Source organism: Sphingomonas sp. PL20, from assembly GCF_017875905.1.
GTDB classification, from domain to species: domain Bacteria; phylum Pseudomonadota; class Alphaproteobacteria; order Sphingomonadales; family Sphingomonadaceae; genus Sphingomonas; species Sphingomonas echinoides.
The window spans coordinates 2,719,515-2,736,745 of sequence record NZ_JAGINH010000002.1 but is presented as its reverse complement, the minus strand read 5'-3'; the positions used below and the strand labels follow the sequence as shown (position 1 = coordinate 2,736,745).

Annotated in this window: 18 protein-coding genes; 14 read left to right on the top strand and 4 right to left on the bottom strand. The window is 64.5% G+C overall.

Annotated elements, in window-relative coordinates; all coding sequences use genetic code 11:
• Positions 1 to 322: 322 nt before the first annotated feature.
• The 4 genes from H4W01_RS12850 (at position 323) to H4W01_RS12835 (ending at position 3,596) form a co-directional block, all read left to right on the top strand.
• Positions 323 to 673 (top strand): hypothetical protein, encoded by a 351-nt coding sequence (locus H4W01_RS12850; protein ID WP_209611431.1) that lies wholly within the window; start codon positions 323 to 325, stop codon positions 671 to 673.
• A 98-nt stretch (positions 674 to 771) separates the two neighbouring features.
• The gene (gene recO / locus H4W01_RS12845) at positions 772 to 1,398 is read left to right on the top strand and encodes a DNA repair protein RecO (protein WP_209611429.1); all 627 of its coding nucleotides are present in this window, start codon (positions 772 to 774) and stop codon (positions 1,396 to 1,398) included.
• Positions 1,399 to 1,446: 48 nt separating this feature from the next.
• Positions 1,447 to 2,499, top strand: a complete 1,053-nt coding sequence (gene leuB, locus H4W01_RS12840) for a 3-isopropylmalate dehydrogenase (RefSeq protein WP_209611427.1) — start codon at positions 1,447 to 1,449, stop codon at positions 2,497 to 2,499.
• Positions 2,496 to 3,596: a glycosyltransferase gene (locus H4W01_RS12835; protein ID WP_209611425.1), complete on the top strand. Its 1,101-nt coding sequence runs from the start codon at positions 2,496 to 2,498 to the stop codon at positions 3,594 to 3,596. The genes leuB and H4W01_RS12835 overlap by 4 nt, the downstream gene beginning before the upstream one ends.
• A 124-nt stretch (positions 3,597 to 3,720) precedes the next feature.
• Here the strand turns inward: H4W01_RS12835 and H4W01_RS12830 are convergent, their stop codons facing one another.
• A complete protein-coding gene (locus tag H4W01_RS12830) occupies positions 3,721 to 5,016 on the bottom strand; it encodes a phospholipid carrier-dependent glycosyltransferase (protein ID WP_209611422.1) in 1,296 nt (431 codons plus the stop codon).
• Between the two features lie 117 nt (positions 5,017 to 5,133).
• Here H4W01_RS12830 and H4W01_RS12825 point away from each other — a divergent pair, with 117 nt between their 5' ends.
• From H4W01_RS12825 to H4W01_RS12805, 5 genes are read left to right on the top strand one after another with little or no spacing between them, the layout of a single operon-like run.
• Positions 5,134 to 6,339 carry a trans-sulfuration enzyme family protein gene (locus H4W01_RS12825; RefSeq protein WP_209611411.1) on the top strand — a complete coding sequence of 402 codons (1,206 nt, stop codon included), beginning with the start codon at positions 5,134 to 5,136 and terminating at the stop codon, positions 6,337 to 6,339.
• 13 nt (positions 6,340 to 6,352) lie between these two features.
• Positions 6,353 to 6,751, top strand: coding sequence for a Co2+/Mg2+ efflux protein ApaG (gene apaG, locus H4W01_RS12820; RefSeq protein ID WP_209611409.1), 399 nt, complete (start codon positions 6,353 to 6,355; stop codon positions 6,749 to 6,751).
• Positions 6,748 to 7,554, top strand: a complete 807-nt coding sequence (locus H4W01_RS12815) for a LysR family transcriptional regulator (RefSeq protein WP_010403865.1) — start codon at positions 6,748 to 6,750, stop codon at positions 7,552 to 7,554. The genes apaG and H4W01_RS12815 overlap by 4 nt, the downstream gene beginning before the upstream one ends.
• Positions 7,551 to 8,087 (top strand): GNAT family N-acetyltransferase, encoded by a 537-nt coding sequence (locus tag H4W01_RS12810; protein ID WP_209611406.1) that lies wholly within the window; start codon positions 7,551 to 7,553, stop codon positions 8,085 to 8,087. The genes H4W01_RS12815 and H4W01_RS12810 overlap by 4 nt, the downstream gene beginning before the upstream one ends.
• Positions 8,084 to 8,350: a hypothetical protein gene (locus H4W01_RS12805; protein WP_209611404.1), complete on the top strand. Its 267-nt coding sequence runs from the start codon at positions 8,084 to 8,086 to the stop codon at positions 8,348 to 8,350. The genes H4W01_RS12810 and H4W01_RS12805 overlap by 4 nt, the downstream gene beginning before the upstream one ends.
• Before the next feature lie 63 nt (positions 8,351 to 8,413).
• Here the strand turns inward: H4W01_RS12805 and H4W01_RS12800 are convergent, their stop codons facing one another.
• The 3 genes from H4W01_RS12800 to H4W01_RS12790 form a co-directional block, all read right to left on the bottom strand.
• Positions 8,414 to 9,082 (bottom strand): energy transducer TonB, encoded by a 669-nt coding sequence (locus tag H4W01_RS12800; protein ID WP_209611402.1) that lies wholly within the window; start codon positions 9,080 to 9,082, stop codon positions 8,414 to 8,416.
• A 208-nt stretch (positions 9,083 to 9,290) separates the two neighbouring features.
• A complete protein-coding gene (gene parE, locus H4W01_RS12795) occupies positions 9,291 to 11,270 on the bottom strand; it encodes a DNA topoisomerase IV subunit B (RefSeq protein ID WP_209613355.1) in 1,980 nt (659 codons plus the stop codon).
• A 135-nt stretch (positions 11,271 to 11,405) separates the two neighbouring features.
• The gene (locus H4W01_RS12790) at positions 11,406 to 12,110 is read right to left on the bottom strand and encodes a GcrA family cell cycle regulator (protein WP_209611400.1); all 705 of its coding nucleotides are present in this window, start codon (positions 12,108 to 12,110) and stop codon (positions 11,406 to 11,408) included.
• Between the two features lie 77 nt (positions 12,111 to 12,187).
• Here H4W01_RS12790 and H4W01_RS12785 point away from each other — a divergent pair, with 77 nt between their 5' ends.
• The 5 genes from H4W01_RS12785 to hslO all read left to right on the top strand — a co-directional run bounded on the left by H4W01_RS12785 (position 12,188) and on the right by hslO (position 17,171).
• Positions 12,188 to 13,036 carry an ABC transporter permease gene (locus H4W01_RS12785; RefSeq protein WP_209611398.1) on the top strand — a complete coding sequence of 283 codons (849 nt, stop codon included), beginning with the start codon at positions 12,188 to 12,190 and terminating at the stop codon, positions 13,034 to 13,036.
• Positions 13,033 to 13,731: an efflux RND transporter periplasmic adaptor subunit gene (locus H4W01_RS12780; protein ID WP_209611396.1), complete on the top strand. Its 699-nt coding sequence runs from the start codon at positions 13,033 to 13,035 to the stop codon at positions 13,729 to 13,731. Before H4W01_RS12785 ends, H4W01_RS12780 begins: the two co-directional genes overlap by 4 nt.
• A 115-nt stretch (positions 13,732 to 13,846) precedes the next feature.
• Positions 13,847 to 15,040 (top strand): aspartate aminotransferase family protein, encoded by a 1,194-nt coding sequence (locus H4W01_RS12775; RefSeq protein ID WP_209611394.1) that lies wholly within the window; start codon positions 13,847 to 13,849, stop codon positions 15,038 to 15,040.
• A 151-nt stretch (positions 15,041 to 15,191) separates the two neighbouring features.
• Positions 15,192 to 16,112 carry an ornithine carbamoyltransferase gene (gene argF, locus H4W01_RS12770; RefSeq protein ID WP_209611392.1) on the top strand — a complete coding sequence of 307 codons (921 nt, stop codon included), beginning with the start codon at positions 15,192 to 15,194 and terminating at the stop codon, positions 16,110 to 16,112.
• Between the two features lie 132 nt (positions 16,113 to 16,244).
• Positions 16,245 to 17,171, top strand: a complete 927-nt coding sequence (gene hslO, locus H4W01_RS12765; RefSeq protein WP_209611390.1) for an Hsp33 family molecular chaperone HslO — start codon at positions 16,245 to 16,247, stop codon at positions 17,169 to 17,171.
• Positions 17,172 to 17,231: the final 60 nt, after the last annotated feature.

Genomic DNA, 17,231 nt, shown 5'->3' with positions numbered 1-17,231 from the left:
GTCATTGGAGCAGTGGCCTTCACCGGTTGGGATTATGGGATGGCAGTTGCGTTTGGGATATTTCGTCCGAACGGGGATTACATTCCAAGCGAGCACGCCACAGTTTTGGAGGGGCGCGAGCTTCTCAATTTAGATCGGTTGCGAATTACTTGGGCTGATGGAAGACCGCTCGCTTGCGATGCCGTTGGTCTACTCGATTATGCGACAACTGCTGGCGATGACGGCCGTGAGGTCACCGCCTTCGGTGTCCGAGATACCGCGTTCTTGAACAGCAGCTAACCACCAGTTACAGGCAAAGGGTGCACGCGAAAATGGCTCGACCATGAAGCTTTTATCCGCGTTTTTGCTAGCCATGGCGTCGGCCTGTTCGCAACCTTCGGAAGGTGAGCGTATCGCCTTGATGGACGCTATCGACCTTAGGATTGTGATGCCTCCGAAGGCCCATCCGCTACGTGACTATGCCCGGTATTATGCCCGCCGCTACGACGGCAAGATCGCAATTTTCTTTACCGATTACGTTGACATGACTTCGACGCCAAAGGCCGGTGACCGGCAATGGATTGATGTTCGATCGATGCTTGAAGCGAGCGATGGCGGCTGCGGGATCATCAACGCGATTTATGATCCCGCTACTGACCGCTTTGACAGCATGGAATGCAACGGTCCCGATTAATCAACGGTGGGTTCACACCAATCTAAGCCAAATCACCAAATCCCCTATCGCCCACGCCAAGGGCTGGCGAAAACCCACCCCCGCGTTACACCGCCGCCATGCATGTCCGTGTCGAAGCCCTGATCCTCGCGATCCGCCATCATGGCGAGCATGGCGCGATCGTGCGGGCGCTCACCGCCGAGCATGGCTTGCAGGCCGGTTATGTGCGGGGTGGGCGTTCCAGTCGCATCCGGCCGATCCTGCAACCGGCCAACCGTGTGATCGGCGAATGGCGTGCGCGCACCGATGATCAGCTTGCCAGCCTGAGCGTGGAACTCGTCACCAGCCGCGCGCCGCTTTATGCCGAGCCGCTGCCCGCCGCCGCGCTCGATTGGGTGACGACGCTGACCGCTGCTGCCTTGCCCGAGGCGCAACCCTATCCGCGGCTGTATGCTGCGCTCGACGGGACGATCACGGCGGTCGAATCCGCGCCCGCTGCGCGCGGCTGGGCGCTGGCGCTGGCGCGCTATGAACTGCTGCTGCTGGCGGAGCTTGGGTACGGGCTGGAGCGGGACACGCTGCCGAGCGCGCTGACCACGGGCGTCGCGCCCGATTGGGACGATATTCTCGCCGCGCTCGCGCTCACCGGCGACGCGCTGGAGCGGCAAATCCTGGTCGATCGCCGCGCCGCGCCGCTCGATGCGCGGGCGCGGCTGGTCGATCGGTTGAAAAGGGCGGTTGCGTGAGACGCTTCGCCTCGGCATTGCCCTGCGCAACATAATGGAGGTCGCCCCGTGGCATTGATCGCACTTCTCGCCGGAGACGGCATTGGCCCCGAGGTCACGCACGAGGCGCGCCGTGTGCTCGAAGCGCTCGACCTTGGCCACACGTTCGAGAGCGCACCGGTCGGTGGGGCCGCCTATCGCCAGACCAGCCACCCGCTGCCGCCCGAGACGCTCGCGCTGGCCAAGCGTGCCGATGCGATCCTGTTCGGCGCGGTCGGCGATCCCGAGATGGACGGGCTGGAGCGCGCACTTCGTCCCGAACAGGCAATCCTCGGCTTGCGCAAGGCGCTCGGCCTGTTTGCCAATTTGCGCCCGGCCAAGATGTTTCCCGGGCTGGAGGATGCCTCCGCGCTCCGCCCGGAAGTAGCGCGTGCGATCGACATGGTGATCGTGCGCGAACTCACCGGCGACGTCTATTTCGGCGATAAGGGCCGCAGCATCACGCATACCGGCCTGCGCGAAGGGCATGACCTGATGCGCTATGACGAGGTCGAGGTCGCCCGCATCGTCCGCGTCGGGTTTGAAATGGCGCAGCGGCGCAAGCGTATCCTCACCTCGGTCGACAAGGCCAATGTCCTGGAAACCTCGCAATTGTGGCGTGAAGTGGTCAACGAGATCGCGCTCGATTACCCCGAGGTGAAGCTGACGCACATGTATGTCGACAATGCCGCGATGCAGTTGGTGCGCAACCCCGGCGCGTTCGACGTGATCGTGACGGGCAATCTGTTCGGCGACATCCTGTCCGATCAGGCGAGCATGTGCGTCGGCTCAATCGGGATGCTGCCCTCGGCCTCGCTCAATGAATGGCAGGGGACGTGCGGGCTGTACGAGCCGATCCACGGCTCGGCGCCGGACATTGCAGGGCAGGGCAAGGCGAATCCGTGCGCGGCGATCCTGTCGGCGGCGATGCTGCTGCGGCACTCGCTGGCGGATGAAGCCTCGGCGCAGCGGATCGAGGCGGCGGTGATCGCGGCGATTGCGGACGGCGCGCGCACGCCGGATCTGGGCGGAACGCATTCGACAGCGGCGATGGGCGACGCGGTACTGGCTGCTTTGCAATGAGCGAGACACTGGAACTCGCAGTGGTCATCCCGACCTTCAACGAACTGCGCAATGTTCCAGTGTTGATCGCCAAGCTCGATGCGGCGCTGGCCGGTCGACGCTGGGAAGCGATCTTCGTCGATGACGACAGCCCCGACGGCACCGCGCAGGCAGCGCGCGATCTTGCCCTGCGCGATTCGCGGGTGCGCGTGATCCAGCGGATCGGGCGGCGCGGCCTGTCCTCGGCGTGCATTGAGGGGATCTGCGCGACTGCGGCACCGGCGGTCGCGGTGATCGATGGCGATTTACAGCATGACGAGACGTTGCTGCCGCAGATGCTCGATGCCTTGCAGGCGGATGGCGCGCTCGATCTGGTGATCGGATCGCGCTTCGTGGCGGGCGGGGGCACGGGGGATTGGGATCAGGACCGCGTGGCGAAATCGGCGCTGGCGACGCGGCTGTCCCGCTATGTGCTGAAGGCCGATCTCAGCGACCCGATGAGCGGCTTCTTCATGATCCGCACCGCCGTGGCGCGCGCGCTGGTGCCGGGCCTGTCGGCGATCGGCTTCAAGATCCTGCTCGACATCATGACCGCTAGCCCGCGACCGCTCACATTTCTGGAACTGCCTTACACATTCCGCCTGCGCAGCGAAGGCGAGAGCAAGCTCGACCATGTCGTGGCGATGGAGTTTCTGATCGCTTTGTACGACCGGCTGTTCGGGCGGATCGTGCCGGTGCGGTTCGTGATGTTCTCGGCCATCGGCGCGCTGGGCGCGCTGGTCCACCTGGCGGTGTTATGGACGCTGTTCCGCGCGGAGGGGCTCAATTTCCTAGCCGCGACGATCGTCGCGACGGGCGTGGCGATGACCTTCAACTTCTTCCTCAACAACGCACTGACCTATCGCGAGCGGCGGCTGAAGGGCGCGCGGCAATTGCTCGATGGCTGGGTGTCGTTCTGTCTCGTCTGCGCCGTGGGCGCTGCCGCCAATGTGGGGGTCGCGGCGTTCCTGTTCAGCGTGCAGCACGGAGCGTGGGCGGCCCCGGCGCTGGCGGGAATCGTGGTGGCGGCGGTGTGGAATTACGCGCTGTCGTCGCGCTTCGTGTGGGGGCGGTATTAGAGTCGCTTTCGCCCAAACGCGATCATCCAAGTCCCGTTCGGGCTGAGCTTGTCGAAGCCCCGCCCCCAAGCGAGCGGCTTCCCTGCGGAGGGACCCTTCGACAGGCTCAGGGCGAACGGGGGGTCTAAACCCAGCTCGGAAACCAGGTCCAGAAATGGAAGGCGTTGGGCCCCCATAACGGCATGGCCGACAGCACCGGATAGAAGAGCGCGAACAGTGCGAGGACCAGGAGCAGGAAGCGCGTATCCCAGCGCGTGCCGCGCGCGAAATGGTCGAGCGATACCGCCAGTGCGACGCACAGGAAGATGCTTGGCAGATAATAATAATAGAAAAAGCCAAGCGATTTCGGGATGATCGCCCAGATCACGTAACTGCCGAGCCACAGCCCCACCGCCGTCAGCAACGCAGGCGCGCGCGTTCGCCACCAGCCGTACAGGCACGCCGCGACCGCGACCAATCCGCCCCACAGTACCGCCGGATTGCCGACCAGCAACACCCCCCGCTGCGCGCCATCGACGCGTTCGTACAGATACCAGATCGGCCGGACCATCACCGGCCAGGTCCACCAAGCCGATTGATAGGGGTGATGCGGCAGGACTTGCGTTTGCTGGCCATACATCTGCATTTGAAACGGCAGCAGCTTGGCCAGCGTCATCGGCTGCACCGTGTAGAAAAAGGCGGGGGCGAAGGTCGCGAAATAGGTGGCGATGCTGACCGTCCCCAGCACCAGAATCGCCGGGATCGCCGCCATGCCCGGCCAGTGTCGATGGATGCCGCCGATCGGGCGGGCGTTGAGCGCGGCATAGATCGATCGCCCGTCACGCCGCGCATCGTTCAGCCGCACCGCGACAAAAGCGATCGCGGCATAAGCGACGAACGGCGCGGCGATCCATTTCGCGGCAACGGCGAGACCCAGCAGGACGCTGCCCAAGACCCAGCGCGACCAGGCCGTCCCGCTCGACTCGGCGCGCATCGCCCACAGCAAGGCGGCGATGCCGAGCACTGTGAACGCAGCCATATAGCCATCGAGCATCGCGATCCGAGCCTGAATGAAAACCGTGCCGTTGAACAATGCGAACAAAGCCCCGAACACCGCCGGGCGCAGCCGCCCGAGCATCAGCCACAGAATCGCGAACACGCCGAGCACGGTCGCCGTGCCCGCCAGCGTCGAGAAGAACCGCCACCCCAGGCTATTGTCGCCGAGCAACAGGATCCCGCCCGCGATGATCTCCTTGGCGAGCAAGGGGTGTTCGATATTGACCGGCCCGCTCAGTGCGATCAGGTGCCGCGCGGCGGGCACATAATGCACCTCGTCGAACATCAGCTTGGTCGGCACGCTCAGGCGAAAGCAGAACAGCGCTTGCGACAGCATCGCGAGCAGCGCGGCGGCGCGATACGGATTGGATGGGGCAGGGGTCACGCGCGTCTCTATCCGTCTTCCCTTCGGCGCTTTCAAGGCGCGGCGGATGGTAGCCGCAGCGGCTGCAAACGCATCGCCCATTGACGCGCGCCCCCCGCGCCCGGCAAAGCAGCGGGCATGAAACGTCGTACCGGCCAGGACCAAAGCATCACGCGCCAGTGGCGCCCCGCAACGCAAGCCGTGCGTGGCGGCACCGCGCGCAGCGAATGGGGGGAAACCTCCGAGGCGCTGTTCCTCACCTCGGGCTACGCCTATGATTGCGCGGCCGATGCGGCGGCGCGCTTTGCCGGTGATCAGATCGGCATGACCTATTCGCGGCTGCAGAACCCGACGGTCGAGATGCTCGAGGCACGTATCGCCTTGCTCGAAGGGGCCGAGGCGTGCCGCACGATGGCGACGGGCATGGCGGCGATGACTGCGGTGTTGCTGTGCCAGCTCCAGACCGGCGACCATGTCGTGGCGGGGCGTGCCGCGTTCGGATCGTGCCGCTGGCTGGTCGACACGCTGCTGCCCAAATTCGGCATCGAGACGACCGTGGTGGATGCGCGCGACCCGCAGGCATTCGAGGATGCGGCCAAGGCCAACACCAAGGTGTTCTTCTTCGAAACCCCCGCCAACCCGACGATGGACATTGCCGATCTGAGCGCGATCTGCGGCATCGCGCGCGCGCGCGGCATCACCAGCGTGGTCGATAATGCCTTTGCCACGCCGGCGCTGCAGCGGCCGATGGAGTTTGGCGCCGACGTCACCGCGTATAGCGCGACCAAGATGATGGACGGGCAGGGGCGCGTGCTGGCGGGCGCGGTGTGCGGCACCGAGGATTTCATCACCAACACGCTGCTGCCCTTCACCCGCAACACGGGGCCGACGCTCAGCGCGTTCAACGCCTGGGTGGTGTTGAAGGGGCTGGAGACGCTCGACCTGCGCATTCGTCGCCAGTCGGAGAATGCGCTGAAGGTCGGCCGTTTCCTGGAGCCGCGCGTGCCGCGTATCCTGCATCCGGGCTTGCCGAGCCACCCGCAGCACAATCTGGCGATGCGCCAGATGGATGCGTGCGGGCCGATTTTTGCGTTTGAGGTCGAAGGGCGCCAGCAGGCGCACGGCCTGCTCGATGCGCTGCAACTGGTCGATATTTCCAACAATATCGGCGATTCGCGCTCGTTGATGACACACCCGTCCTCCACCACGCATTCGGGTGTGGCCGAAGAAAAAAGGCTGGAAATGGGCGTGACCGAGGGACTGCTGCGGCTGAACGTTGGTCTCGAAGACGCTGACGACGTGATCGAGGACCTTGATCGCGCGCTGACGGCGGTCGGCTTATGAGCGGGCGGCGGTCGTGAAGGCGCTGTTCCCGTACGTCGCGGAGACGCGCGGGGTGATCGTGCGTGTCGCGGTTAGCTTCCTGCCCGAACAGTCCGAGCCCGAACGTGGCCGGTGGTTCTGGGCCTATCATATCCGGCTGGAAAATGCGGGGCCGCAAGCGGTGCAATTGCTGACGCGGCACTGGGTCATCACCGATGGCCGCGGTGCGCGCCATTCGGTCGAGGGCGAGGGCGTGATCGGCGAACAGCCCTTGCTCGCCCCCGGCGAAAGCTTCGATTACGTTTCGGGCTGCCCGCTCTCGACCTCGACCGGGTCGATGCTGGGGAGCTATCACATGATGGGCGAGGACGGCTCCGGCTTTGACGTGGAAATCCCGCGATTCGCGCTGATCGCGCCAGCGGTGGGGGCATGAAGCGGACGCACCTCCCGCTCAATGGCATGCGTGTGCTCGATGCCGCGGCACGCCATCTGAGCTTTACGCGCGCCGCCGACGAACTGGCGGTGACGCCGGCTGCCGTGGGCCAGCAGATCCGCGCGCTCGAGGATACGCTGGGCGTGGTGCTGTTCCGCCGCACCACCAAGGGGCTCGAACTGACCCCAGAAGGCGAAGGCGGGCTCGCCGCGCTGCGCGAGGGTTTCCTGCAGTTTGAGGAAGCCGTGCGGGCGATGCAGGCCGGGCAGACGAGCAAGTCGCTGACCATCGCCGCGCCGCGCGACCTTACCCAGAAATGGCTGATGCCGCGCCTGGCCGACATCGCGCGGACCGACGGCGAAATGCGCTTCGTGCTGATCTCGTCCGATACCTTCGGCACCAGCGGCGCGATCGATTTCACCGAGGCCAATCTCGATTTGGCGATTCGCTGGGGCGATGGCCCGGGCGAGCATGAGGGCGAGCCGATTGCCTCGGCCGGGATGGTCACGGTCGAGCGGCCCGGCGGCGGGGCCGATACCCGAATTTCCTGGCCTGGCTGTGTTGATGACGCGTCCGAGTCGCTGGTCCGCGTGGCCGATGCCGGGCTGGCGCTGGATGCCGCAGCACAGGGACTAGGACGCGCGTCGATCCCCGAACTGCTCGCGGCGACCGATCTGGCGGCCGGGCGCGTGGTCGCGGTGGGCGAGGCGCGGCCGTATCGGCTGGGCTATTGGCTGGTCGCGCCATTGCCGCAGTGGCGGCAGAAAAAGGTCAAGGCGCTGGTCGACGCGCTGACGGCATGAAGCCGATTCCGACACTGGAAACGGCACGGCTGCGTCTGCGGGAGCGGACGCCGGACGATGCCGAGGCGCTGTTTCCGATTTTCGCCGATGCCGCGTTGATGACCTACTGGTCGAGCGGGCCGCATCAGTCGATCGAGGAGACTCGCGCCAAACTCACCAAATCGCCTGACATTCAACGGGTGTTTCGCGGGTGGGCGATCACGCTCGCGGGCGATGACACTGCCATCGGCTTCGTCACGCTGCGCGAGAAGCGGCCCGGCGTCTCCGAGATCGGCTATTTGGTCGCGCGCCAGCACTGGGGCAGCGGGATAGCGCGCGAAGCGGTGAGTGCGGTGCTCGATCAGGTGTTGCGCGTCGAAGGGCAACGCCGCGTCATTGCCGACACCGACCCCGAAAATACCGCCTCGAACGGTCTGCTGAAGGCGCTTGGCTTCACGCTGGAAGGGCGGCTGCGCGAAGAGTGGGAAACGCATCTCGGCGTGCGCGACACCTTTTTGTGGGGCTTGCTCGCCAGCGATTGGATCGCGCGATGACCCCCGCATTGCCACCCCCCAACCTCAACGACCCCGCCGAGCGCGCCGCCTATCAAAAGGAACTGCGCATGGTCACGCGACCGATCCGCTGGATGGGCGTCGCGCTGGCGATTGCCGGCGCGGTGCTGGCGGGCCTGCGCGCGCGGTACTGGCCGCAACTGCCGATGATCCTGCCGCTGTTCCTGATCGGCATGGCGGTGCTGCATGTGGTGGCGGGGGTGGCGGTTCGGATGAAATACCACCGCGTGCGGATGGGGGAGTAGCGCCCGTTGCGGATATTGGCTGTCTAATCACACGGCAGCGAAAGCGGGCGGTAGGTTAACGGGTTACATATGCCAGTTAAACGTCTTTCGTATCTCGCCAGCAACGGGAGTGCCGTCAGCGTCCCTTCCTGCGAGGAAGCGGCCCCGCTTGCGTAAAAACTGACAAGTACCCTCATCTAAGTCTGATGAACCACTCGATGCAACGATGTTGCAAGAAATGAGTTTTCCAGTCGCATCAATTTTTAATTGGGCCGTAACACGGCCGCTTACGCCACGACGCTTGGCTTCTGGCGGGTAATCTTCAGGACCCGGATAAGCTTGCAACACACTCGGCTCGTGTGATCTGTCGGGAAAAAATCCAGAGAATTGCTTTTCGGCGCAGTCATATTCTATTAATGTTTTTTCTTTGAATGAATATTTGGTTTCGTTGTGCAAAATGTGGGTTTTTGGAAAATATGCGACGCGCTTCGTAAATATATCTCCAGGCGAAAGCGGATCATCTTCCAGTATCAACTCGGATTCGTCGGCAAGTACGAGATGATTTTTCGAAAGGCACTTTTCAGAGCACCAAATACCAGCGTCGGTGTCGATCTTTAGCAGAATATCGGTCGTATTTGGTGGAGCGCTTGCCGCTGGTGTGCAAATAATGTCGAAACGATTTGGGAGCGCGTGGGCGGTCTGCGCGCACGACAAAAGCAATATGACCAGCACATATCCAGTGGATGACGTCATTAGCTTGCCCATAAAATGTCAGAATCCAATGTCCCCATGCTTAATCGCTCGAAACGTAGATCGGGTGGTAGGCCGACGCAACTTTCGCTTCCCGCGGGCGTCATACTGAAAGCAACTTTTTCGATTTCCATCCTAAGGTAACATCGCTTCCGGTGCCAGACAGCGGATCTAGATCGTCCACTTCTCGTGTGCAGCCGTCCCGCAACCCTCAAGCGTCGATCGCGTCTTCGTCCATCCGCGCGGCATTTTCCTGAATGAAGGCAAAGCGATGCGCGGGATTGGTGCCCATTAGCCGGTCGACCAAATCCTTTACCACCGCGCGTTCTTCATATTCCTGCGGCAGGGTGATGCGCAGCATCGCCCGCGACTTCGGGTCCATTGTCGTTTCGCGCAACTGCATCGGGTTCATCTCGCCGAGACCTTTGAAGCGCCCGATCTCGACCTTCTTGCCCTTGAACTCGGTCGCCTCCAGATGTGCGCGGTGGGCGTCGTCCATCGCGTACAGGCTCTTGGTGCCGGCGGTCAGGCGGTAGAGCGGTGGCTGCGCGAGATAGACGTGACCCGCGCGCACGATCTCGGGCATTTCCTGGAAGAAGAAGGTCATCAGCAGCGTGGCGATATGCGCGCCGTCCACGTCTGCGTCGGTCATGATGACGACGCGTTCATAGCGCAGATTGTCCGCCACACAGTCCTTGCGCGTGCCGCAGCCGAGCGCCTGGATCAGGTCGGCGATTTCCTGGTTGGCGTGGATCTTGGCCGAGGTGGCCGAAGCGACGTTGAGGATCTTGCCGCGAATCGGCAGGATCGCCTGCGTCTTGCGGTCGCGCGCTTGCTTGGCCGAGCCGCCGGCCGAATCGCCTTCGACGATGAAGATCTCGGTGCCCTCGGGGCCGTTGGACGAACAATCGGTCAACTTGCCGGGCAGGCGCAGCTTGCGCGCGCTGGTCGCGGTCTTGCGCTTTACCTCGCGCTCGGCTTTCCGCGCAAGGCGTTCGTCCATGCGCTCGATGACATAAGACAGCAGCGCCTTGCCGCGCTCCATATTGTCGCTGAGGAAATGGTCGAAATGGTCGCGCACCGCGCGCTCGACCAGCGTGGCGGCTTCGGGGGAGGTCAGGCGGTCCTTGGTCTGGCTCTGGAATTGCGGATCGCGGATGAACACCGAGAGCATCAGTTCGCTGCCGGTCATGATGTCCTCGGCCGAAATGTCCTTGGCCTTTTTCTGGCCGACCAGATCGCCAAAGGCGCGGATGCCCTTCACCAGCGCTGCGCGCAGCCCCGCTTCATGCGTGCCGCCATCGGGGGTGGGGATGGTGTTGCAATACCAGCTATACGATCCGTCGCTCCACAGCGGCCAGGCGACGGCGCATTCGACCCGGCCGGCTTCGCCGGGGAAATCCTGGCGGGTGACGAAGAAATCGGTGGTCGCGCATTCGCGTGCCGCAATCTGTTCGCGCAGATGGTCGGCCAGGCCGCCAGGGAATTGGAACACCGCCTCGGGCGGCGTGTCGTCGGTGATGATGCCCGGCGCGCATTTCCAGCGGATTTCGACGCCCGCGAACAGATACGCCTTGGAACGGGCAAGCTTGTACAGCCGCGCGGGCTTGAAGTGCATGTCCGCGCCGAAAATCTCGGCATCGGGCACGAAGCTGACCGAGGTGCCGCGGCGGTTGGGGGCAGCACCGACATGTTCCAGCGGCCCGAGCGTTTCGCCGCGCGCGAAGCGCTGGCGATAAAGCTCGCGGTTGCGTGCCACCTCGATGATCGTGTCGGACGACAAAGCGTTGACCACGCTGACGCCGACCCCGTGCAAGCCACCCGAGGTCGCATAAGCCTTGCCGTCGAACTTGCCGCCCGAATGCAAAGTCGAGAGGATCACTTCCAGCGCTGACTTGCCGGGGAATTTCGGATGCGGATCGACCGGGATGCCGCGGCCATTGTCGATGATCACCAGCCGGTTGCCGGGGTGCAGCTCGATCTCGATGCGCGTGGCATGGCCCGCGACTGCCTCGTCCATCGCATTGTCGAGCACTTCGGCGGCGAGGTGGTGATAGGCGCGCTCGTCGGTGCCGCCGATATACATGCCCGGCCGCCGCCGGACGGGCTCCAGCCCCTCCAGCACCTCGATCGACGAGGCATCGTAATCGGTCATCGGCTTGGGTGTGGCGGCGAACAGGTCTTCTGGCATGAGGCGGCTATACGGCGCGGGCGGGGATACTGCCAAGCACCATCGCCGAACTGCGACGCGGTGATCGAAGAGCCCAAACAAAAGGGGCCGCCAACGGTGTGTCGGCGACCCCTTTTCTTTGTCCTGTCGCGCAGATCAGCGGGCGCGGGGGCCGCCGAACGGGAGCGGCGGGGCCGGGCGACGATCGCGGCGCGGCAGCTGTGCCTGATAAGCGTGGCCGCAATGGCCGACGCAATACGGGAAGCCGGGGTTCACCTTCTCGCCGCAGAAATGGAAGTCGGGCTCGCCCGGGTGGCCGATCGGCCATTTGCAGATCTTGTCGCTGAGATCGAGCAACGTGGTCTTGCCCGCCATTTCGGGCGAGGGCTTGGCGGGAACGAGGCGGCGCGGCGGCGCGGGCGTGATCGGTGCCTGCTGTTCGCCAGGCGCCTGACGCAGAAAGCCACCGGGGCCGACCGAGCGCAGGATTGGCGGGGCAGGGCGGGCGACCGCAACGGGTGCCTCGATCTCGTCTTCTGCATCGGCTTCGAGTTCGATGTCTTCGACGACTTCAGGCTCGGGCTTGGCGACCGGCGCAGCGACGACCGGGGGTGCGACTCGCTCGACCGGCGGACGCGGCGCAGGCGGGGTCGGCTTGGGCGCAGCCGCCTTGGGTGCGGCCGCAGTGGCGGGCTCGTTGGGCTTGACCGGCGACGGGCGCGATTGCAGCCCCAGGCGATGCGCCTTGCCGATCACGGCGTTGCGGCTGACACCGCCCAGTTCCTCGGCGATCTGGCTCGCGGTCTGCCCCGCTTCCCACATCTTGCGCAACGTATCGATGCGTTCGTCGGTCCAGCTCATTCAATCTTCCCAATTGTCATGCCGACCGTTTCCATAACGGGTTGCGGGCGGCGGCGGCAGTCTTTAGCGACAGCACCATGAGCAGCCAGCCCCCAATCGGCGAAATTTCCACAATGATGAACGCTCCGGGCGTTCCGGTCTTCCGGAACGTCAATTGGGGCGGCCTTCGAACGCTCTATATCAAGGAGGTGCGCCGTTTCTTCAAGGTGCAGCTTCAGACGATCTGGGCACCGGCGATCCAGACCTTGCTGTTTCTGGTGGTTTTCACGGTTGCGACGGGGGCGAAACGGCCGGTTGCGGTCGGCGGTATCGATATTCCCTTCGGTGATTTTATCGCGCCGGGGCTGATCATTAGCCAGGGCATGATGGGCCCGGCCTTCGCCAATGCGAGCTTTTCGCTGATGGTCGGCAAGATTCAGGGTACGATCGTCGATTATCTGCAGCCGCCGCTGTCGACGCTGGAATTGCTGACCGGGCTGGTAGCGGGCGCGATGACGCGCGGGCTGCTGGTCGGGGTCGGGGTGTGGCTGGCGATGCTGCTCTACGGCATTCACCTGATTCCGGTGCATTTCTGGGCGGTTGCCTGGTTCGGGCTGCTCGGCACCATGTTCCTGGCGTTGCTCGGCGTGTTGACGTCGATCTGGGCCGACAAGTTCGACAATGCAGCGGCGGTGTCCAATTTCATCGTGACCCCGCTCGGCCTGCTGTCGGGCACCTTCTATTCGGTCGACAAGCTTGCCCCGGCGTTCCGCGCGGTCAGCCATGCCAACCCGTTCTTCTATATCATCTCGGGCTTCCGTTACGGCTTTCTCGGCACCGCCGATTCGCCGATCCTGATTGGCAGCATCGTGGTGCTGGTGATCGATGTGGTGCTGGCGGTGGCGTGTTACGCGCTGCTACGTTCGGGCTGGAAGATCAAGAATTGACCCGCTGGTCGGCCGTGCTGGCGCTGGGACTGGCGCTCACGGCTTGCAACAAGCCCGCATCGCAACCCGTGGCCGCCCGCCAGGCACCGCAGGAACCCTCCATCCGCATCGCGCAGGCGGGAAGCACGATCGTGGTGCCGACAGTGGTTGGCACGGGCACGGTCGCGCTGCGGGAACGCCAGGCGATTGCGCCCGGTGCGCGGGCGCAGACCGGGGCACCAAGTTACTCTCTGCGCCTTGCCTTGCCTGCCGCCGATGCCGCGCGAGTTCCCTTGGGGGCGACCGCGAAGGTCCGCTTCGCGGCGTTCAACAACGATATCGTCGTCGGTCGCCTGATCGCGCTCGCGCCGCAGACCGGTTCGGCGGGATCGGTCTTGGCGGAGGTCACGCTGCCCAATGATGCGCGGCTGAAGGTGGGGCAGACCGGCGTCGCCAGCATTGTTGCGAGCGGGGCGGGGACGCGCTTGCTCGCCGTGCCGCCCAGCGCCGTGTTCGCACGGCAGGGGACGATGGCGCAGGTCTATGTCGTCGATCTTGCCACGTCGCGCGTGCATCTGCGCCGCATCACGCTCGGCGAGGAGACGCCTGCGGGAATCGCGGTCGCCAGGGGGCTTTCGCTCGGCGAATGGGTCGCGCTGTCGCGGGCAGAGCAGCTCAAGGACGGCATGAAGATCGCGCCGATCGGCCCGCAATAGCACAGGCCCGGCATCGCACCGCCGAGTCGCACGGTGTTGCACTCGCGCGCGGCGCACCCTAAAACGCGTTTCGGGCGACCGTGTGGGTCGCCCTTTGCTTTTGAGGAGACAGCCCGTGTCGACCCCCGCTTTGATGCCCGTGTACCCGCGTTGCGGCGTGCGCCCGGTGCGCGGCGAGGGCTGCTACCTGATTGGCGAGCAGGGCGAACGCTATCTCGATTTCGCAGCGGGCATTGCCGTCAATGCGCTTGGTCACGGCCATCCCAAATTGGTGCAGGCAATTGCCGATCAGGCCGCGACGCTGATGCACGTCTCGAACCTGTATGGCAGCCCGCAGGGCGAGCATCTGGCGCAGCGCATCGTCGACAGCTCGTTTGCCGACACCGTGTTCTTCACCAATTCGGGCACCGAAGCGGTGGAATGCGCGATCAAGACCGCGCGGCGCTATCATTATGCCAATGGCAATCCGCAGCGCACGACGCTGATCACCTTCAACAACGCCTTTCACGGGCGCACGATGGGTGCGATCTCGGCGACCAACCAGCCCAAGATGCGCGACGGGTTTGAGCCGCTTTTGCCCGGTTTCAAATATGCGCCGTTCAATGATCTTGAGGCCGCGCTTGCGCTGATCGACGACACGACTGCCGGTTTCATGGTCGAAACGGTCCAGGGTGAGGGCGGCGTTTCGGCTGGCACACAAGAGTTCATCCAGGGGCTGCGCAAGGCATGTGACGAGCATGGCCTGCTGCTGGTGCTGGACGAGGTCCAGTGCGGCTATGGCCGGACCGGCAAGATGTGGGCCTATGAGCATTACGGCATCACCCCGGACATTCTGTCGTCGGCCAAGGGCATTGGCGGCGGCTTCCCGCTGGGTGCATGCCTTGCGACGGCCGAAGCGGCCAAGGGCATGGTGTTCGGCACGCACGGATCGACCTATGGCGGCAATCCGCTGGCGATGGCAGCGGGCGAGGCGATCCTCGACGTGATGCTCGAGCCCGGCTTCCTCGATCATGTCACCGCAATGGGGGACCGGCTGCGCGGCGCGATCGAGCAGATGATCCCCAATCACGACCATCTGTTCGACAGCATCCGCGGCATGGGCCTGATGCTCGGCATCAAGATGAAGGACGCGGCGGTTGCCCGCGATTTCGTGGCGCACCTGCGCGATCATCACGGTTTGTTGACGGTGGCGGCGGGCGAGAACGTCGTGCGCGTGTTGCCGCCGCTGGTGATCGAAGAGAGCCACATCGCCGAATTCGTGCAGAAGCTGAGCGACGGCGCACGCGACTATGCGGTGGCGACGGTATGAGCGGGGCGAGCGCAAACTCCCTCTCCCTTTGGGAGAGGGAAGGGGCCTGCTCGGCGCAGCCGAGTGGGAAGGGTGAGGGCGCTTCTTGCCCGCTCACCCTCACCCTTCCGTCGCTTCGCGCCTCCTTCCCTCTCCCAATGGGAGAGGGGAAATGAGCCGCCACTTCCTTTCGCTCTCCGATGCCGGGCCGGATGGTATCGCCGCGATGCTGGCCGATGCGCTCGATCGCAAGGCCGCCCGCGTCGGCTGGCCCAAAGGCAAGGCGGATGCCGATGCGCCGCTCGCCGGGCACACGCTGGCAATGGTGTTTGAAAAGAACTCGACTCGCACGCGCGTGTCGTTCGACATGGCGATTCGCCAGCTCGGCGGGTCCAGCGTCGTGCTCGACTCGGGCACGACCCAGCTTGGGCGGGGCGAGACCGTCGCCGACACCGCGCGCGTTCTGTCGGGCTATTGCGATGCGATCATGCTGCGCACCGACGACCATGCCAAGGTCGAGGAGATGGCGCATTATGCGACCGTGCCCGTTATCAACGGCCTGACCGACCATTCGCATCCCTGCCAGATCATGGCCGACCTGCTCACGATCATCGAAGCGGGCAAGCCGCTGCCGGGGCTGAAGGTGGCGTGGCTGGGCGACGGCAACAATGTGCTTGCCTCGATCATGGAAGCCGCCGGGCTGATGCAGTTCGATGTCGTCGCGGCGTGCCCGCAAGGCTTCATGCCGCCCGAGAGCGATGTCGCATTGGGCAAGGGCCGCGCGCGCGTGGTCGGCACCGCGCGCGAAGCGGTGGCGGGGGCCGATATCATCGTCACCGATACCTGGATTTCGATGGGCCAGGCGCATGCCGAGACCAAGTTGCAGGCGATGCTGCCCTATCAGGTCGATGCCGCGCTGATGGCGACCGCCAAGCCCGATGCGAAGTTCCTGCACTGTCTGCCCGCGCACCGCGGCGAGGAAGTGACGGCGGAGGTAATCGATGGGCCGCAATCGCTGATCTGGCCCGAGGCGGAAAACCGGCTGCATGCGCAGAAATCGGTGCTGCGCTGGTGCTTCGGCCAGATCGGTTGATCGCGACGCGCCCACCCCTATTTAGGGATTAACAAGAACCCGTTCGCCCTGAGCTTGTCGAAGGGCTGTCCTTTCTTTCGCGGCTGGAAGGAAGGGCAGGGCTTCGACAGGCTCAGCCCGAACGGTTTACGTATGACATCCTCGACCACCGACACCGACTCCGACCGCGCGCTCGGCTTCACCATCCCTTCCCGCCACGCGCGCGGGCGGATTGTGCGACTGGGCCCGGTGCTCGATACGATTCTCGACGCCCACGCCTATCCCGCGCCGATCGAGGCGCTGCTGGCGGAAGCGCTGACGCTGGCCGCGTTGATCGGGTCGACGCTCAAGGATGCACAAGGCCAGCTCACCATGCAGGCGCAAACCCAGTCGGGAATCGTGACGCTGCTGGTGTGCGATTACAAAGGCGGCGAGCTGCGCGGCTATGTCCAATATGATGCCGAGCGGCTGGCGTCGGCCCCGGAGAACCCAAGCCTGTTTGCGCTGTTCGGTGCGGGCTACCTCGCCATCACCTTCGACCAGGCGACGACGGGCGAGCGCTATCAAGGCATCGTCCCGCTCGATGGCGATTCGCTGAGTGCGGCCGCCGAGCATTATTTCCTGCAGTCCGAACAGATCCCCACGCTCGTCCGCGTGGGCGTCGATTGTGGAGGCAAGGAGAAGGGCGGCAAGCGATTCGCCGGCGGCCTGTTGCTCCAGCATCTCCCGGAGGGCGAGGTTGGTCGGGACCGGCTGCACACCCGACTCGATCATCCCGAATGGGAGCATGTCGCGATCCTCGGGCAGACCCTTCAGGCGGAGGAACTGTCCGACCCGGCAATCCCGCTCGAGACCCTGGTCTGGCGGCTGTTCAATGAAGAGGATGAGGTGCGGCTCTACGGCGATACCGCCATCGTCCGGGGTTGCCGCTGCTCACCCGACTATATCGCGCAGGTGCTGGGCAAATTCCCGCCCGAGGAACAGCGCGCAATGGCGGACGAAACCGGCACGATCTTTGTCGATTGTGCCTTTTGCGCCCGCAAGTTCCCGATTCAGGCGGCAACCGAAATCGTTCCGTAGCCGCATTGAAAGTTCCGCGCGCCACCCCAATTAGGAGACGATGGCGGTGAACCCGGGTGG